This is a genomic window from Cedecea sp. B1(4), assembly GCF_059414925.1.
On sequence record NZ_JCAHMZ010000008.1, the window covers coordinates 166,391 to 183,275 of the forward strand.

Here is a 16,885-nt window from a genome sequence, read left to right on the forward strand (position 1 = left end):
CTGAAATGCTGCCTGCCGGCCAGGGCAAAAGAGTGGAGGCTACTGTTCCGCACATTGCGGAATCAGGAAGTTAGAGGTAATGCTGTGGTGTATTTTATCTGTTCCATGGCAAAACTCGAAGTGACATCGCTTAATCCCGGGATGCCGTTCACCAGCCGCTTATAAAAGTCGTCGTACCGCTTCATATCGGCGACCTGAACCCGAATCAGATAGTCATATTCGCCGGCCATGCGCCAGAAGCCCAATACTTCGGGCATGGCTTCCACCACCGAGACAAATTTGCAGTACCACTCGCTGCTGTGCTGCTGGGTTTTAATCAGCACAAACGCCGTCAGGCCCAGGCCGAGTTTTTCCGGGTCCAGCAGCGCCACTTTGCCGCGAATATAGCCTTCGTCTTCCAGACGTTTTAAGCGTTTCCAGCACGGGGTGGTGGTCAGATTAACGGCATCCGCCAGCGCCTGCAAAGACAGGGTACAGTCCTGCTGCAGCATCGCAAGCAGCTTTTGGTCAATTTTATCTATCATGAGACCACCAAAGAGAAATATTTTCTCTAATGGAAGCGCTAAACAGGCAAAATGGCAACTTTTTTATCCTGACTTTGGATTACGCTAAGCACAAATTGATAAATGAGAATTTTCCATGACCAGTACCTGGGTGACCAACGCCATCAGCGAGATCAACGCCGACTATCAACGCTCTGCGGATACGCATCTGATCCGCCTGGCTTTGCCCGCTTTTCCGGGTATTCAGCTTTATCTGAAGGATGAGAGCACCCACCCGACCGGCAGCCTGAAGCACCGTCTCGCGCGCTCCCTGTTCCTGTACGGGCTGTGTAACGGCTGGATTAAAGAAGGCACCACGATTATCGAAGCCTCCTCTGGCTCAACGGCGGTGTCAGAAGCCTATTTTGCTCGTCTGCTTGGCCTGCCGTTTATTGCCGTAATGCCCGCCAGCACAGCAAAACGCAAAATTGAACAGATCGAATTCTACGGTGGCCGCTGCCACTTTGTAGACAGCGCCTGTGAAATTTACGCCGCTTCGGAAATGCTTGCCCGCGAGCTGAACGGCCATTATATGGATCAGTTCACCTACGCCGAGCGGGCAACCGACTGGCGAGGGAACAACAATATCGCCGACAGTATTTTCCGCCAGATGACCCATGAGCCGCATCCGGTGCCGGATTACATCGTGATGAGCGCGGGGACCGGCGGCACCTCAGCCACCATTGGTCGCTATCTTCGCTTCCAGGGCCACGACACAAAGCTGGTCGTCGTCGATCCGCAGAACTCAGTATTTCTTGATTACTGGCAGCAGCGCGACTGTGGCCTGAAAAGTGCAGTGGGCAGCAAAATCGAAGGGATTGGTCGCCCGCGCTGCGAGCCTTCGTTTATTCCCGATGTGATTGACGAGATGATGCGCGTGCCGGACGCCGCCAGCGTTGCCACTATGCAATGGCTGGAATCCCAGCTTGGCCGCAAAGTGGGGGCCTCAACCGGCACCAATATGTGGGGCGTGCTGCAGCTTGCCGCGAGAATGCGTGAGGAGGGCCGGAGCGGTTCTATCGTGACGCTGCTTTGCGACAGCGGCGAACGCTACCTTGAGTCCTACTACAATTCAGCCTGGGTCAACGATCATATCGGCGATCTCTCACCGTTTAAGGCTGAGATTGCTCGACTCATATCAATATCCTAAATAATTCGAGTTGCAGGACAAAGAGACTTTCAGGTCTTTTTGAACAGCGTTTACGCGAGGCTTGCCGAGTAACGCGGCAAGACCGTGACAAATGCGTCAGGAACAAATTTGAACCGCCAAAGGCGAGCCTGTGGTGAGGGGCAGGATGTCTCTCATTAATCCTTAGGAGCATAGCTAACTTTGTGACTGAGGTGAACGGGTGCAGTCAACGCACATGTGGCTTGAAGTATGACGGGTATAAAAAAACCGGGCTAAATGCCCGGCGCTGTAAGGTCTCAATATTCGGGGGAATAGGTGAGATGTGGAGTGTCCAGCCAGTGCGTCAAATAGTGCGAGACCGCCTGGTTACGGCAGTGGCCGATAACCGGCAGATGAGGTAAATCCGCTTTTAGCTGCGGCATGGCGTTGCCCATAATCAGGCCGTGCCCAACCGCCGAGAGCATTTCGCGGTCGTTCATCGCGTCGCCAAATGCCATGCAATCCTGCAGAGTCAAACCTAAGTGGGCGCTCAGTACACCAAGCGCTGCACCCTTATTACTGCCCACCGGCAGCACTTCCAGGCAGTCCATTGCCGAGAAGCAAAGAAATGCGCGATCGCCCAGCGCTTCATTGAGCTGAATGCGCAGGCGGCACAGATCGTCATGATCGCCGCAGAAGCAGATTTTGGTGACCTCGTGAGCAGGTAAACTTCGAAGATCGACGATATGTGGCCGGAAGCCGCTGTATACGTGTGCATGAAGCATTTCCGGGATTTCATGGCTGGTTAGCCAACCTGAATCGTTAAAGGCATGCATGCTCGCTTCGGTATCCCAATGGCCGTGCAGTACCGTCTCTACCGCCCACGGCGAGAGATCGTTGCGGTGCATTAGCTCACCTTCCATGCTGTGAATGCGCGTGCCGTTGCCGGTGATCAGGAAAGCGTCGAGATCGATCTTGCCGAGAATATGGCGCATCTCCAGCTCGTGGCGACCGGTTGCAAAAGCCAGGGTTATCTGGCGCTCTTCACGCAGGCGCTTCAGCGTATTCAGGGTTGCTTCCCCTAGGTGATGGTCGGGCAGCAGCAGCGTGCCGTCCATATCAAATGCAGCCAGACGAGCCATGGTTACTCCAGAAGTGATCGTGACAGGCAAAAGTATCCTCTGGAATATACGGAACTAATAGTGAATACTTGGGAAAAAATGTTCCGGGTTTATTATGCGACTTCTGAATCGGCTCAATCAATTCCAGCGTTTATGGCAGCCTTCCGGCGGGGAACCGCAGCAGGTGACCGTTGCCGAACTGGCCGAGCGCTGTTTTTGTAGCGATCGCCACGTCAGGACGCTGCTTAATCAGCTTGAAGACGCGGGCTGGCTGCGCTGGCGCGCCCAGTCTGGCCGTGGTAAACGCGGTGACCTGACGTTTCTGGTTTCGCCGGAAAACGTCCGTTCCGGCATGATGGAACAGGTTCTGGATAAGGGCCAGCATCAGAATGCGCTGGAGCTGGCTCAGCTTGCGCCGGAACAGCTTCGCCAGCTATTACAGCCGTTCCTCGGCGGCCAGTGGCAAAACGATGTCCCCACGCTGCGTATTCCTTATTATCGCCCTCTCGATCCCGTTGCCCCTGGTTTTCTGCCGGGTCGGGCCGAGCAGCACCTCGCCGGGCAGGTGTTTTCCGGCCTCACGCGTTTTACCCGTGAAAGCCCGGAGCCCCAGCCTGACCTCGCCCACCACTGGCAAATATCAAATAATGGCCTGTGCTGGGACTTTTTTATTCGCTCAACCCTGCACTGGCACAACGGCGAACCCGTAGAAACCCATCAGCTTCAACAGCGGCTGATGATGCTGATCGAGCTGCCCGCCCTGCGGCGGCTGTTTATCAGCGTCAAGCGTATTGAGATCCCTCACGCGCAGTGCCTGCGCTTTATTTTGCATCGGCCAGACTATTGGCTCGCGCATCGCCTGGCGAGCTACTGCAGCCGCCTGGCCCATCCGCAGGATACACAACTGGGCTGCGGCCCATTCCGCATTGTCAGCTTCAAGCCGAACCTGGTGCGGCTGGAAAGCTTTGAAAGTTATCATCTGAAACACCCGCTGCTGAAAGCCATCGAATACTGGATCACCCCGCAGCTCTTCGAAACCACGCTCGGCACAAGCTGCCTGCATCCGGTGCAAATCGCCATCGGCCAGCAGGATGAGTTGGAGAACCTGCGCCCGGTCAGTAATAGCATCAGCCTGGGCTTTTGCTATCTGGGCATCAGGCCACAGGGAAGGCTCAGCGCAGAGCAGGCCAGAACAATCATGCAGATTGTCCGGGAGCCAGAGATGATAGGCTCGCTGCCGCTTAACAGTGAGCTGATCACGCCCAATAGAGAGATGATCCCTGGCTGGCAGATTCCCGGCTGGGATGCGCACACAGCCGTCACGTTACCGAAAAAACTGACGCTGGTTTACCATTTGCCGGTCGAGCTTCATGCGATGGCTCTTCAGCTCAGGCACTATCTGGCAGAGCGCGGCTGCGAACTGACGGTAATTTTTCACGATGCTAAAACCTGGGCTGGCTGCGAAGATTTAGCCCAAGCAGATATCGTGATGGGCGACAGGCTAATTGGCGAAGCGCCGGAATACACCCTGGAGCAATGGCTGCGCAGCGATGTATTGTGGCCCAATTTATTAAGCGCCGGCCATTATGCCCATCTGCAGGCCACGCTGGATGCCGTGCAGGCATCCCCTCCTTCTTATGAACGTAATGAAGGGCTGAAAGACGTTTTTCATGGCCTGATGCGGGATGCCGTGGTCACACCGCTGTTTAATTATCGCTACCAGATAAGCGCTCCACCCGGCGTGAACGGTATTGAACTGAATGCCTGGGGCTGGTTTGATTTCTGCGAAGCCTGGCTCCCACCGCCGGGAATGACGTGAAGAAACTGGCTCACGTCCTGTCGGGACGTTACCATACCCTTTTCCAGACACCCTAATGAACGACAGGATAGAGAATGAAACGTACAGTCGTGGTTTTCAGCGGCGGACAGGACTCCACCACTTGCCTTATTCAAGCCTTACAGCAATACGATGAAGTCCACTGTGTAACCTTTGATTATGGTCAGCGCCATCGGGCAGAAATTGACGTGGCCCAAAAGCTCTCGCTGAAGCTTGGCGCCCGTGCGCATAAAGTTCTGGACGTTACCCTGCTGAACGAACTGGCGGTGAGCAGCCTGACGCGAGACAGCATTCCGGTGCCGGGTTACAACCCTGAGGACAAAGGCATCCCAAGCACTTTCGTCCCAGGCCGCAATATCCTGTTCCTGACCCTGACGGCGATTTACGCTTATCAGGTTGAAGCGGAGTCCGTGATAACCGGCGTCTGCGAAACGGACTTCTCTGGCTACCCGGACTGCCGCGACGAGTTTGTCAAAGCACTTAACCATGCGGTAAGCCTCGGGATGGCAAGAGATATCCGGTTTGAAACGCCGCTGATGTGGCTGGACAAAGCGGAAACCTGGGCGCTGGCCGATTACTGGCAGAGCCTGGAAACGGTCCGCCAGGAGACGCTGACCTGCTACAACGGCATCCAGGGCGACGGCTGTGGCGAATGTGCCGCCTGTAACCTGCGAGCTAATGGCCTGAACCACTATCTGGCCAATAAACCCGCAGTCATGGCCGCAATGAAGCAAAAAACTGGCCTCAAATAAAACATAACGGCGTGGTTACAAACCTCTGTCGATAGAAGAAATACCGGACAGTTCGTAAAAAAGACCAGAAAATCAATTCATTGATTTTCGGCTGATAATAACAAAGAGGGAAACCTAGGCTTTTCCCTCTTTGTCGGCGATTTTAGGCACTCATCATCTGTTCCAGTTTCTCACGCAGTTCACCTTCCAGCGGAACGGCCTTTTGCGTCTTTAAATCAATGCAGACGAAGGTCAGCAGCGCGTCGGCCACGGCTTCGCCTTCAGGCTCCAGCGTCACCACCTGGCTCAACACACCGCTTTTACCGTTAATCTGCTGGAGTTTGCTGTCAATGCGCAGCAGATCCCCAAGTACCGCCGGACGGCGGTAGCTAATATTGATGTTCACCACGATAAAAGCGATGTTGTGTTCCGTCATCCACTGGAAGCCCGTCGTTTTTTCCAGCCCTTCCCAGCGGGCCTCTTCGAGGAACTCAAGATAACGGGCGTTGTTAACGTGTTGATAGACGTCCATGTGGTATCCACGAACTTTGATATGTGTCTGCATAGCGCGAAGCCCTTGTTCTGTTTTTGTTGTCATCAGGTGAAGGTAAGGGAGGCCATACCCCGACAACTGGTATGACCTCTAACTCAGCGTAGCAAACTTTCCTCTTCAGGTGGAAGCCTGAGCACGTAAACTCAAAGTTTTATGCGAGCCAGATTACGTTCTACCAGCGATGCGCCAATGCCCGGGACCTCCTGCAGCTGATCTAGCGTTTTAAACGGGCCGAATTCGTCACGGTAGCTGACGATGGCCTGCGCCTTTTTCAATCCCACGCCATTCATTTTCTGGGCAAGTTCTTCCGCCGGGGCGCTATTGATACTCACCAGCCCCTCCCCTTGCTCCGCCGTTTTGGCGGGGGCAGCTTTAGGCTGCGTCGCTGCCGAGCTGGCAGAGGCCGAACCTGCTTTTTCTGCGGCGGCATATGCCGGGGCGCAGCCAAGTAAACCGGCCAGAACGAGGGAAAGTGAAAATGCTTTAATGCCTGATGTCATGCTGTGTCCTCCATGTATGTTGACAGCCCGGTCACCATAGCGAGGATAAAAATCAGGAACAAACGCCGGATTTAAAATGTGGAAAAGGCCGCGAAAGCGGCCTTCAGGTATTACACTGCGTTGCAAAAATTTGCGAGGATTACTGCTGTTGGTCGATGCTATCGCCCAGTTTGATCTTCGCTTCTTTGCGCAGGTTGGACATCAGCGCTTCGAAAGCAATCTGGGCATTGTTCTGGGTGATCCCCTGCACCATCGCTTTTTTCTGCTCGTCCGGCATAGAGCCTGCTTTCACTTCATCCAGAGACAGCAGCACAACGTTGCCCTGCATATCATTGGCGACGCCATAGCTCGGCTTGTCTTTCGCCGGCAGAGGCAGTCCAAAGGCGGCCTGGCTGATCGGATCCTGCCCGGTACGGCTCAGGGTTTTCGCTTCGCCGAAGCTCAGGCCCGTCGCTTTCAGTTCGTCACTGCCTTTGCCCAGTTTCAGCGCGTTCAGCAGTTTGTCAGCATCCAGTTTCGCCTGCTGCTCCGCTTTCTGCTGCTTCACGGCGGCAATCACCTGGTCACGCACTTCGGTAAGTGGTTTAACCGCTTCAGCTTTGTGCTCGGAAACACGCAGGACGAAAGCACGATCGCCATCGACGGTGATAATGTCTGAGTTGCTGCCCGGCGAACCGTTTTCACCCACCAGACCACCGCTGAAGATAGCGTCGGCAACCGGTTTGAAGTTCAGCTCTTCCGGCAGGTTGTCGTGGCCGAACCAGCCAGTTTCAACCGCTTTAACACCTGCGACTTTCTCAGCGCTTGCCAGAGATTCGTTGTCGTTGCTCGCGGCATCGCTCACTTTCTGCTGCAGCGCATAGTAAGCATCAACGGCTTTTTCCTGCTTCACTTTAGCCACGATGCCATCGCGAACTTCCGCCAGCGGCTTCACAACGGCAGGCTGGATGTCATCCAGGCGAACGATCAGGAAACCAACGGAAGATTTAACGACGCCGGACAGCTGACCTTTTTCTTTCAGGCCGGCATTTTTCAGTTCGTCAGGCGTGGTGGAGGCTTCCAGCCAGCCCATATCACCGCCGTTGCGGGCAGAGATGATGTCAGCAGACTTGGCCTTCGCCAGTGCAGCAAAATCGCCGCCCTTGTTCAACTCGTCGAGAATCGCTTTCGCTTCATCTTCGGTTTTAGTCTGAATCACGCTGTAGCGGTTACGCTGCGGTTGGGTGAATTCGTCTTTGTGCTGGTCGTAGTAAGCCTGAACGTCCGCATCACTGGCCTCTTCCTGCATGGAAGCCGCGTCCAGCTTGATGTAGCTAACTTTAAACTGTTCAGGGGTGATGTAGCGGTTTTTGTTCTGCTCGTAGTTGGCGTTGATTTCCTGATCGGAAGCGTCTTGCTTCGCGGCCAGCGCTTTCACGTCGATTGTGGCTTCACGCACGACGCGCTGCTGGGAGACCAATGCCGCCAGCTCGTCGGTTTCGCCGGTGAGCATAAAGTCGGTACCGACCACGGCTTTGATCAGCTGGTCGGTGGTGAGCTGATTGCGCAGCGCCTGTGCATATTGGTCGGCAGTTAATCCCATGTTGCCGATGATGGCGTTATAGCGAGCGTTATCGAACTTACCGTTAGTCTGGAAGGCTGGCTGGCTGAAGATAGCCATTTTTACCTGCTCGTCGCTGATACCGAGGCCCAGATGTTTGGCGTACTGGTCAAGCAGCGATTCATCAATCAGCTGGTTGAGAACCTGCTGGCGCATTTGCTTCATGTAGCCTTCGTTACCGGCAAGAACGGAGAACTGGTCGCCCAGCTGCTGCTGCTGACGATTACGTTCGTTCGCTACGGCATTTTCGAACTGGCCACGGCCAATCTCCTGGCCATTTACTTTTGCGGCATAATTATTGTTACCGCCAGTCAGGTAGCTACCCACGCCAGTCAGAACGAATGACAAGATAATCAAACCCAGAATGATCTTGAGCACGACATGGTTAGCCGCCGCTCGTAAATTGTCCATCATGGTGTAACAACACTCCGCTGTAGTATGACTTGGTAAACCTGCGCAGGCGCTAAGCTGGCATCCTTAATGACTCAAGCTGCCCTGTGCTGCGCGCAAGGGCGTATTGTGACAAGAAACCCGCTGCAAATCATCAACACCTGCGTAAAATTCGGCTTCAGGCAATAAAAAAGGCACATCAAATGATGCGCCCCTGCGATACCTGACACCATCTACCCCAGTCAGTCGGGGCCAATAAATCAGTTAACAGCGTCTTTCAGCGCTTTACCAGCACGGAAGCCTGGTACTTTTGCTGCGGCGATGGTGATTTCTTTACCGGTTTGAGGGTTGCGGCCAGTACGGGCAGCACGCTCTTTAACAGCAAAGGTACCAAAACCTACCAGTGCTACGTCTTCCCCGGACTGCAGAGATTCAGTAACAGAAGCAATAACAGCATCTAATGCACGTCCAGCCGCGGCTTTAGAAATATCAGCACCTGCGGCAATTTTGTCTATCAGTTGAGATTTATTCACTCTTCTCTTCCTCTCTTTATAATTTATATCGCACCTGATATCCCTCAGGCGCGACCGCGCAGCAGTTATAACAGGCTCGTCATGCCCTTACAACAGGAGTTGTGGACGATAAGCTCAGCCAGCAACTAAATTAGCGACACAAAAAAAAGCTGGCAAGTGACAATTCACTTACCAGCCCTAATTTTATTGACTGTATTTGCGTCAGGTCACTATTTTGCGGTGACCACCTGCATGCCGGAAGGCTCATTCTGCAGCGCGAGGGCCAGAACTTCCTCAATACGCTTCACAGGATGAATCGTCAGGTCTGCAATCACGTTGTCCGGAATTTCTTCCAGATCGCGCTTGTTGTCGTCTGGGATCAGCACGGTTTTGATGCCGCCACGATGCGCTGCCAGCAGTTTCTCTTTCAGGCCACCAATCGGCAATACCTGGCCACGCAGGGTAATTTCACCGGTCATTGCCACATCGGCACGAACCGGGTTCCCTGTCAGGCAGGACACCAGCGCGGTACACATTGCGATACCGGCGCTTGGGCCGTCTTTTGGCGTTGCCCCTTCCGGCACGTGAACGTGAATATCACGTTTTTCGTAGAAGTCACCGTTGATACCCAGTTTTTCCGCACGAGCACGGACGACGGTCAGCGCCGCCTGGATAGACTCCTGCATAACTTCACCGAGGGAGCCGGTATAAGTCAGTTTGCCTTTACCCGGTACGCAGGCGGTTTCGATGGTCAGCAAATCGCCGCCCACTTCCGTCCACGCCAGCCCGGTCACCTGGCCTACGCGGTTTTCGCTGTCGGCACGGCCGTAATCAAAGCGTTGTACCCCAAGGTAATCCTTCAGGTTGTCGCCGTTGATTTCGATGTGCTTGAGCGATTTATCCAGCAGCAGCTGTTTCACCGCTTTACGGCACAGTTTGGAGATTTCACGCTCCAGGCTACGGACGCCCGCTTCACGAGTGTAGTAGCGAATAATGCCCACAATGGCGCTGTCATCCACTTTCAGCTCGCCTTTTTTCAGGGCGTTGCGCTCAATTTGCTTCGGCAGCAGGTGCTGTTTGGCAATGTTCAGCTTTTCGTCTTCGGTATAGCCAGACAGGCGAATCACTTCCATACGATCCAGCAGCGGAGCCGGAATGTTCATGGAGTTAGAGGTCGCCACAAACATCACGTCGCTGAGATCGTAGTCCACTTCCAGGTAATGATCGTTAAACGTCACGTTCTGTTCTGGATCAAGGACTTCCAGCAGCGCAGAAGCAGGATCGCCGCGCATGTCGGAAGACATCTTGTCGATTTCATCCAGCAGGAACAGCGGGTTTTTGACGCCGACTTTGGCCATCTTCTGAATCAGTTTACCCGGCATAGAGCCGATGTAAGTCCGGCGGTGACCACGGATTTCCGCTTCGTCACGCACCCCGCCCAGCGCCATACGCACGTATTTACGACCCGTGGCTTTAGCGATGGACTGGCCCAGAGAGGTTTTACCTACCCCCGGCGGCCCAACCAGGCAAAGAATTGGCCCTTTCAGCTTGTTGACACGGCTTTGGACTGCGAGGTATTCCAGAATGCGATCTTTCACACGTTCCAGACCGTAATGATCGGTATCGAGGATTTCCTGCGCCTGACGCAGATCTTTTTTGACCTTGCTGCGGGCGTTCCACGGAACCTGAACCATCCAGTCGATGTAGCCGCGCACCACGGTAGCTTCCGCAGACATCGGCGACATCATTTTCAGCTTCTGCAGCTCGGCTTCGGTTTTCTCGCGCGCTTCTTTCGGCATTTTTGCCGCGTCAATTTTGCGCTTCAGCGCTTCATTTTCATCAGGCGCGTCGTCCATTTCGCCCAGTTCTTTCTGAATCGCCTTCATTTGCTCATTCAGATAGTACTCGCGCTGGCTTTTTTCCATCTGCTTTTTAACGCGGTTGCGAATGCGTTTCTCCACCTGCAGCAGATCGATTTCCGACTCCATCATCGCCATCAGATATTCGAGACGTTCGTTGATATCGGACATCTCAAGCACAGATTGCTTGTCCGACAGCTTAAGCGGCATATGGGCAGCAATGGTATCGGCCAGACGTGCAGGATCGTCGATGCTGTTCAGCGACGTCAGCACTTCTGGTGGAATTTTTTTGTTCAGCTTGATGTAGCCTTCAAACTGATTAATTGCGGTGCGAACCAGCACTTCCTGCTCGCGCTCTTCAATCGCCGGCGAGTTCAGGTACTCCGCCTGCGCAGAGAAGTGGTCGCCGTTGTCAGACAGCGTGGTGATACGCGCGCGCTGAAGCCCTTCTACCAGTACTTTTACCGTACCGTCGGGCAGTTTCAGCATCTGCAGAATTGAAGCAACGGTACCTACAGTGAACAGGTCGTTAACACCTGGCTCATCCGTCGAAGCCTCTTTCTGCGCCACCAGCATGATTTTCTTATCATGGTCCATTGCAGCTTCCAGGCAGCGAATGGATTTTTCACGCCCGACAAACAGTGGAATAACCATGTGCGGATAAACCACCACATCGCGCAGCGGCAATACGGGGATTTCAATGCGTTCAGAACGCTCAGGATTCATAGAGCTCTCTCTTAGTTTAATGTCCGCCAGGTGATTTGGTGAACGCTTCCGCTCCACCAACAAGTAAATCAGTATATGGGGCTGTTTCCCGGACATTCAACTGTGGGAATGCAGGAAAAATAAATGGGGGATAAAATCCCCCATTTTCTTATTAACTGACTGGTTATTCTGGCGAATTATTCACCGGATGCCTGCTGCGCTTCCGGCTTACCATAAATTAATAGCGGCTTGGACTGGCCAGCGATGACGGACTCGTCAATCACCACTTTTTCCACGTCGTCCAGAGATGGCAGATCGTACATGGTGTCCAGCAGCGCGCCTTCCACGATGGAACGCAAGCCACGAGCACCGGTTTTACGGATCATCGCTTTCTTCGCAATCGCGTCGAGCGCTTCATCACGGAATTCCAGCTCTACGCCTTCCAGGTTGAACAATGCCTGATACTGTTTGGTCAGAGCATTTTTCGGCTCTTTCAGGATCTGGATCAGCGCGTCTTCGCTCAGTTCGCTTAAGGTTGCGACTACCGGCAGACGACCAATGAACTCAGGGATCAGACCAAACTTGATCAGATCTTCCGGTTCAACTTGACCGAGCAGCTGGCCTTCGCTGGCTTTCTCAGACTTCGCTTTTACCGTTGCGCCAAAGCCGATACCAGAACCCGTTTCCACGCGGTTGGCGATAACTTTATCCAGGCCTGCAAATGCGCCGCCGCAGATAAACAGAATCTTGGAGGTATCAACCTGCAGGAACTCCTGCTGCGGATGCTTACGGCCACCCTGAGGTGGAACGGCAGCCACGGTGCCTTCAATCAGCTTCAGCAACGCCTGCTGTACACCTTCACCGGACACGTCACGGGTGATGGACGGGTTATCAGATTTGCGGGAGATTTTATCGATCTCATCGATATACACGATGCCGCGCTGGGCTTTCTGTACGTCGTAGTCGCATTTCTGCAGCAGCTTCTGAATGATGTTTTCAACGTCTTCGCCCACGTAACCTGCTTCGGTCAGCGTGGTTGCATCGGCCATGGTAAATGGCACATCCAGCAGGCGAGCCAGCGTTTCTGCCAGCAGCGTTTTACCGCTACCGGTCGGGCCGATCAGCAGGATGTTGCTTTTACCCAGCTCAACGCCGTTGGACGTGTCACTGTTGCGCAGGCGTTTGTAGTGGTTGTAAACCGCAACCGCCAGCACTTTCTTCGCCTGCTCCTGGCCGATAACATAATCGTCAAGATGGTGGCGAATTTCGTGCGGCGTCGGCAACGCACTGCGTTCACGGTGCGGCGCAACTTCTTTAATCTCTTCGCGAATGATGTCGTTACATAAATCGACACACTCATCGCAGATATACACTGACGGCCCGGCAATCAGCTTGCGCACTTCATGCTGGCTTTTGCCGCAAAAAGAGCAGTACAGCAGTTTGCCTGAACCGTCTTTGCGCTTATCTGTCATCAGTAAAACCTCTTCTCTGTTTCTGTGTGCTACCACCGGTAGCACAAGTGCCATTCTACGGCGCAGCCGATAGTGAAGCGTTAAGTCAGGCCGCGACTTTGACTATAGTATAGCGGCCTAAAGCTTCGGGCATTAGTTACGGTGAGTCAGGATCGAATCGACTAAACCGTACTCTACCGCTTCGCTTGCGGAGAGGAAACGATCGCGCTCGGTGTCTTTCTCGATTTGTTCAAGCGATTTGCCCGTATGTTCCGCCATCAGCTCGTTCATACGTGCTTTCACTTTCAGGATCTCTTTAGCGTGGATTTCGATATCCGTCGCCTGGCCCTGATAGCCGCCCAGCGGCTGGTGAATCATGACGCGGGAGTTCGGCAGGCAGAAACGCTTACCTTTTGCCCCAGCGGTCAGCAGGAATGCGCCCATCGAGCAAGCCTGGCCCATACAAATGGTGCTGACGTCAGGCTTAATAAACTTCATGGTGTCGTAAATCGACATCCCGGCCGTAATTACGCCACCCGGAGAGTTGATGTAAAGATAGATATCTTTTTCCGGGTTTTCTGCTTCCAGAAACAGCATCTGCGCCACAATCAGGTTAGCCATATGATCTTCTACCTGACCGGTCAGGAAGATGACGCGCTCCTTAAGCAGACGAGAATAGATATCGTATGAACGTTCGCCGCGGGATGTTTGTTCAACAACCATCGGCACCAGGGCCATATGGGGTGCTAATTGATCTCGTTCGCCACTGTATGACATGTCCGTCTCCTGGAGTAATTAAGCCTACTGTACTGATTCTACTTGAGACGCAGGATATTGACTATGTTCCTTGCGCCGATTCTGGACGGAGTCAGTCAGGGATTGTTAATGGAACCTCACCCGAATAATGGGGATGATTTGCCCTGTTTCAAGCATAACAACCTTTTGTTGTTACGCTAACCCTGAAATGGGGTTTTATTGATGGCTTATCGTGTGATTTAGCAATAAAAAAAGCCCGCCACCAAAAGGTGACGGGCCCGATGCTGCGTTTTTTGGCTAATCAGCCAAAAAGCACTTACGCCTGCTGGTTCATCAGCTCGCTGAAAGTGGTCGCTTTTTCGGACACTTTCGCTTTAGCCAGAACGGCTTCAACAGCCTGCTCTTCCAGCGCAACGTTGCGCATGTTGTCCATCAGCTCTTTGTTTTTACCGTAGAACTCGATGACTTCAGTCGGATCTTCGTAGGCAGAAGCCATTTCTTCGATCAGACCTTTAACACGCTCTTCGTCAGCTTTCAGCTCGTGGGTACGAATCACTTCGCCCAGCAGCAGACCAACAACAACGCGGCGTTTAGCCTGCTCTTCGAACAGTTCACGTGGCAGTTCCAGAGCCTGTTTCTCGTTGCCACCGAAACGCTGTGCAGCCTGGCGACGCAGAACGTCGATTTCGCCGTCGATCAGCGCAGCTGGCACGTCGATGTTGTTAGCGTTAACCAGACCGTCGATTGCCTGAGACTTGATGCGGTTACGCACGGCGCCTTTCAGTTCGCGATCCATGTTTTTACGCACTTCGGTACGCAGGCCAGCCACGGAACCATCTTCAACGCCGAAACGCTTGATGAACTCTTCGGTGAATTCTGGCAGCTCGCGCGCTTCAACTTTCTTCAGCACGATGTCGAACTTCGCCGCTTTCCCTTTCAGGTTTTCAGCGTGATATTCTTCCGGGAAGGTTACTTCGATAGTGAACTCTTCGCCCGCTTTGTGGCCAACGATGCCGTCTTCGAAGCCAGGGATCATACGACCCTGACCCATTGCCAGCACGAAGTCAGAGGCTTTGCCGCCTTCGAACACTTCGCCGTCAACGGAACCGGTAAAATCGATGGTAACGCGATCTTCTGCAGTCGCTGCAGCGTCGCTGTCTTTCCAGGTCGCCTGCTGCTTGCGCAGGGTGTCCAGCATCGCATCAACGTCTTCGTCGGTCACATCAACAACCGGTTTTTCAACTTCGATGGCTTCCAGACCCTGCAGCTCAACTTCTGGGTACACTTCAAACTCTACCGCGTAGGTGAAGTCTTCGCCCAGTTTGTATTCGCCCGGCACATAGTTAGGTGCGCCAGCCGGATTGATCTTCTCTTTGATGATCGCATCAATAAAGTTGCGGCTCATCAGCTCGCCCAGCACGTCCTGACGAACGGAAGCACCGTAGCGCTGCTCAACGACGGTCATCGGCACTTTGCCTTTACGGAAGCCATCGATACGTACTTTTTTAGCTACGTTGACCAGCTCGCTTTTTACAGCGGTTTCGATGCTGTCTGCAGCGATAGTAATCGTGAGACGGCGGCCAAGGCCCTGAGTGGTTTCAACTGAAACTTGCATCTTGTTACCTCAAAAAATCACAGTGCTCGGTCAACTCTGGAAGCCCTGGTGGCTTCACAGAACCAGGATGTTCTCTGAATCAGAAACACATTCCCTGTCGTCAGAATCATCCCGAAGACATTCAAAAAATAAGACGCAGCATTATAGCGGCATCACAGGGGTGAGTCGAGAACGGCAATAGCGCTCGGCTGCGGCCTTTTTCACACTTCTTTGTCATTTATTCTTCTTTGCCCGCTCCCTTAAAGAGACGGACAAAACAAAACGGCCCGCAGGCCGTTTTGGGAAACGCAGTATACATACCGCAACATAACGGAAAAGTTCCCTTAGTTGCAAACGCTTAGCGGTTAATCAGGCAATGCTGCCCGCGCCACGGCAGTTCGGGGAGGCAAACACCGTGTCCTGCAGCCCTTCCCACTCTTTGACGGTGTAAGTATGCAGCGCCAGCGCGTGTACCGGGCCTGCCAGTTCCGCGCTTAATGTGCCATAAATCATGCGGTGGCGGTTTAAAAAGCGTTCGCCGGTAAAACGATCGCTAACCAGCACCACCTTAAAATGGCTTTCGGAGCCCGCCGGGACATTGTGACGATAGCTTTCATCCACGACTTCCAGGTACGCGGGGGTAAAGGCGGCTTTTAACTTCTCTTCTATCTGCTCGCGTATCAGCATGAACTTTCTCCTCGACAACGTAGAGATGCCACTCATCCCTTTAAATGTTAGCCGCTTTTAGCCAGATTTTGCTTTGAACACAACAAAAATTTAACTTTCGCGGGCCTTTCTTCACCCGGTTATCAGAACGTTCATAGGGTTAAGGCACTAAACCGAATGAAAAGTGTCAGAAGGTTTTGCTGAAGCCCGGAAAAATGGCAACGCGATGAAATTCCGTGCGTTAAGCACTTCCCCTGCACGACCGCAGTGTTATGATGGCGTGATTTTTTATCAGCCTGCCCTTTGAGTACATTGAGAAAGCGAACATGTTAAAAAAATTACTTTTCCCGCTGGTTGCCATGTTTATGCTGGCCAGCTGCGCAACACCGCCAACCACCATTGAAGTGTCACCAAAGATCACCCTGCCACAGCAGGATCCAAGTTTGATGGGCGTGACGCTAAGCATCAACGGTGCCGATCAGCGTACCAGCCAGGCGCTAGCGAAGGTGACCCGCGACAATCAGCTAGTCACGCTGACGCCATCTCGCGATCTGCGCTTCCTGCTGCAGGAAGTGCTGGAGAAGCAGATGACCGCGCGCGGTTATATGATTGGGCCAAACAGCCCGGTTGACCTGCAGATCATCGTTAACCAGCTGTATGCAGACGTTTCCCAGGGTAACGTGCGCTACAACATCGCCACTAAAGCGGATATCTCCATCATTGCTACCGCGAAGAACGGTAACAAAATGACTAAGAACTACCGCTCCAGCTATAACGTTGAAGGCGCGTTCCAGGCTACCAATAAAAATATCGCTGACGCGGTTAACTCCGTGCTGACCGATACCATCGCGGATATGGCTCAGGACACCAGCGTTCACGACTTCGTCAAGCAGAACGCTCGTTAATTTTTACCCCGCTGGCCTGCTCACGCGGGCCAACAACAGAGTTTGTACAATTCCC

At 53.4% G+C, this 16,885-nt stretch carries 15 protein-coding genes; 4 read left to right on the forward strand and 11 right to left on the reverse strand.

Translation table 11 applies throughout. The features are described 5' to 3' along the window. Positions 1–62: 62 nt before the first annotated feature. On the reverse strand, positions 63–524 hold the full coding sequence (locus ACR6JA_RS17930) for an Lrp/AsnC family transcriptional regulator (RefSeq protein WP_039290800.1): 462 nt from the start codon (positions 522–524) through the stop codon (positions 63–65). Between the two features lie 115 nt (positions 525–639). Here ACR6JA_RS17930 and ACR6JA_RS17935 point away from each other — a divergent pair, with 115 nt between their 5' ends. Then, positions 640–1,692, forward strand: a complete 1,053-nt coding sequence (locus tag ACR6JA_RS17935) for a PLP-dependent cysteine synthase family protein (RefSeq protein WP_213713216.1) — start codon at positions 640–642, stop codon at positions 1,690–1,692. A 275-nt stretch (positions 1,693–1,967) separates the two neighbouring features. On the opposite strand, the gene cof is transcribed toward ACR6JA_RS17935, so the two are convergent. Further along, positions 1,968–2,792 (reverse strand): HMP-PP phosphatase, encoded by an 825-nt coding sequence (cof, locus tag ACR6JA_RS17940; protein ID WP_213713214.1) that lies wholly within the window; start codon positions 2,790–2,792, stop codon positions 1,968–1,970. 94 nt (positions 2,793–2,886) lie between these two features. On the opposite strand from cof, the gene ACR6JA_RS17945 reads away from it, so the two are divergent. Next, positions 2,887–4,590 (forward strand): SgrR family transcriptional regulator, encoded by a 1,704-nt coding sequence (locus ACR6JA_RS17945; protein ID WP_213713212.1) that lies wholly within the window; start codon positions 2,887–2,889, stop codon positions 4,588–4,590. Positions 4,591–4,664: 74 nt separating this feature from the next. After that, positions 4,665–5,360, forward strand: coding sequence for a 7-cyano-7-deazaguanine synthase QueC (queC, locus tag ACR6JA_RS17950; RefSeq protein WP_494494045.1), 696 nt, complete (start codon positions 4,665–4,667; stop codon positions 5,358–5,360). 142 nt (positions 5,361–5,502) lie between these two features. Here queC and ACR6JA_RS17955 read toward each other — a convergent pair whose 3' ends face one another. The 9 genes from ACR6JA_RS17955 to bolA form a co-directional block, all read right to left on the reverse strand. Then, the gene (locus ACR6JA_RS17955) at positions 5,503–5,904 is read right to left on the reverse strand and encodes a YbgC/FadM family acyl-CoA thioesterase (RefSeq protein WP_008454627.1); all 402 of its coding nucleotides are present in this window, start codon (positions 5,902–5,904) and stop codon (positions 5,503–5,505) included. A gap of 131 nt (positions 5,905–6,035) precedes the next feature. Further along, positions 6,036–6,392: a ComEA family DNA-binding protein gene (locus ACR6JA_RS17960; protein WP_213713208.1), complete on the reverse strand. Its 357-nt coding sequence runs from the start codon at positions 6,390–6,392 to the stop codon at positions 6,036–6,038. Positions 6,393–6,531: 139 nt separating this feature from the next. Continuing rightward, positions 6,532–8,406, reverse strand: coding sequence for a peptidylprolyl isomerase (gene ppiD / locus ACR6JA_RS17965; protein WP_494494044.1), 1,875 nt, complete (start codon positions 8,404–8,406; stop codon positions 6,532–6,534). A 236-nt stretch (positions 8,407–8,642) separates the two neighbouring features. Continuing rightward, positions 8,643–8,915 (reverse strand): nucleoid-associated protein HU-beta, encoded by a 273-nt coding sequence (gene hupB, locus ACR6JA_RS17970; protein ID WP_008454620.1) that lies wholly within the window; start codon positions 8,913–8,915, stop codon positions 8,643–8,645. A gap of 209 nt (positions 8,916–9,124) precedes the next feature. Next, a complete protein-coding gene (gene lon / locus ACR6JA_RS17975) occupies positions 9,125–11,479 on the reverse strand; it encodes an endopeptidase La (RefSeq protein ID WP_008454618.1) in 2,355 nt (784 codons plus the stop codon). A gap of 176 nt (positions 11,480–11,655) precedes the next feature. Continuing rightward, the gene (clpX, locus tag ACR6JA_RS17980; RefSeq protein WP_008454617.1) at positions 11,656–12,930 is read right to left on the reverse strand and encodes an ATP-dependent protease ATP-binding subunit ClpX; all 1,275 of its coding nucleotides are present in this window, start codon (positions 12,928–12,930) and stop codon (positions 11,656–11,658) included. Between the two features lie 132 nt (positions 12,931–13,062). Beyond that, a complete protein-coding gene (gene clpP / locus ACR6JA_RS17985) occupies positions 13,063–13,686 on the reverse strand; it encodes an ATP-dependent Clp endopeptidase proteolytic subunit ClpP (RefSeq protein ID WP_008454616.1) in 624 nt (207 codons plus the stop codon). A gap of 295 nt (positions 13,687–13,981) precedes the next feature. Then, positions 13,982–15,280, reverse strand: coding sequence for a trigger factor (gene tig, locus ACR6JA_RS17990; protein ID WP_008454615.1), 1,299 nt, complete (start codon positions 15,278–15,280; stop codon positions 13,982–13,984). 348 nt (positions 15,281–15,628) lie between these two features. Next, positions 15,629–15,946, reverse strand: a complete 318-nt coding sequence (bolA, locus tag ACR6JA_RS17995) for a transcriptional regulator BolA (protein WP_494494043.1) — start codon at positions 15,944–15,946, stop codon at positions 15,629–15,631. Between the two features lie 305 nt (positions 15,947–16,251). Between bolA and ACR6JA_RS18000 the strand changes: the two genes are divergently transcribed. Further along, positions 16,252–16,830, forward strand: coding sequence for a lipoprotein (locus ACR6JA_RS18000; RefSeq protein WP_008454604.1), 579 nt, complete (start codon positions 16,252–16,254; stop codon positions 16,828–16,830). Positions 16,831–16,885: the final 55 nt, after the last annotated feature.

Bases quoted from the DNA above. Each gene is read 5' to 3' on its own strand.
- ACR6JA_RS17930 (WP_039290800.1), bottom strand. From the start codon at position 524: ATGATAGATAAAATTGACCAAAAGCTGCTTGCGATGCTGCAGCAGGAC.
- ACR6JA_RS17935 (WP_213713216.1), top strand. From the start codon at position 640: ATGACCAGTACCTGGGTGACCAACGCCATCAGCGAGATCAACGCCGAC.
- cof (WP_213713214.1), bottom strand. From the start codon at position 2,792: ATGGCTCGTCTGGCTGCATTTGATATGGACGGCACGCTGCTGCTGCCC.
- ACR6JA_RS17945 (WP_213713212.1), top strand. From the start codon at position 2,887: ATGCGACTTCTGAATCGGCTCAATCAATTCCAGCGTTTATGGCAGCCT.
- queC (WP_494494045.1), top strand. From the start codon at position 4,665: ATGAAACGTACAGTCGTGGTTTTCAGCGGCGGACAGGACTCCACCACT.
- ACR6JA_RS17955 (WP_008454627.1), bottom strand. From the start codon at position 5,904: ATGCAGACACATATCAAAGTTCGTGGATACCACATGGACGTCTATCAA.
- ACR6JA_RS17960 (WP_213713208.1), bottom strand. From the start codon at position 6,392: ATGACATCAGGCATTAAAGCATTTTCACTTTCCCTCGTTCTGGCCGGT.
- ppiD (WP_494494044.1), bottom strand. From the start codon at position 8,406: ATGATGGACAATTTACGAGCGGCGGCTAACCATGTCGTGCTCAAGATC.
- lon (WP_008454618.1), bottom strand. From the start codon at position 11,479: ATGAATCCTGAGCGTTCTGAACGCATTGAAATCCCCGTATTGCCGCTG.
- clpX (WP_008454617.1), bottom strand. From the start codon at position 12,930: ATGACAGATAAGCGCAAAGACGGTTCAGGCAAACTGCTGTACTGCTCT.
- clpP (WP_008454616.1), bottom strand. From the start codon at position 13,686: ATGTCATACAGTGGCGAACGAGATCAATTAGCACCCCATATGGCCCTG.
- tig (WP_008454615.1), bottom strand. From the start codon at position 15,280: ATGCAAGTTTCAGTTGAAACCACTCAGGGCCTTGGCCGCCGTCTCACG.
- bolA (WP_494494043.1), bottom strand. From the start codon at position 15,946: ATGCTGATACGCGAGCAGATAGAAGAGAAGTTAAAAGCCGCCTTTACC.
- ACR6JA_RS18000 (WP_008454604.1), top strand. From the start codon at position 16,252: ATGTTAAAAAAATTACTTTTCCCGCTGGTTGCCATGTTTATGCTGGCC.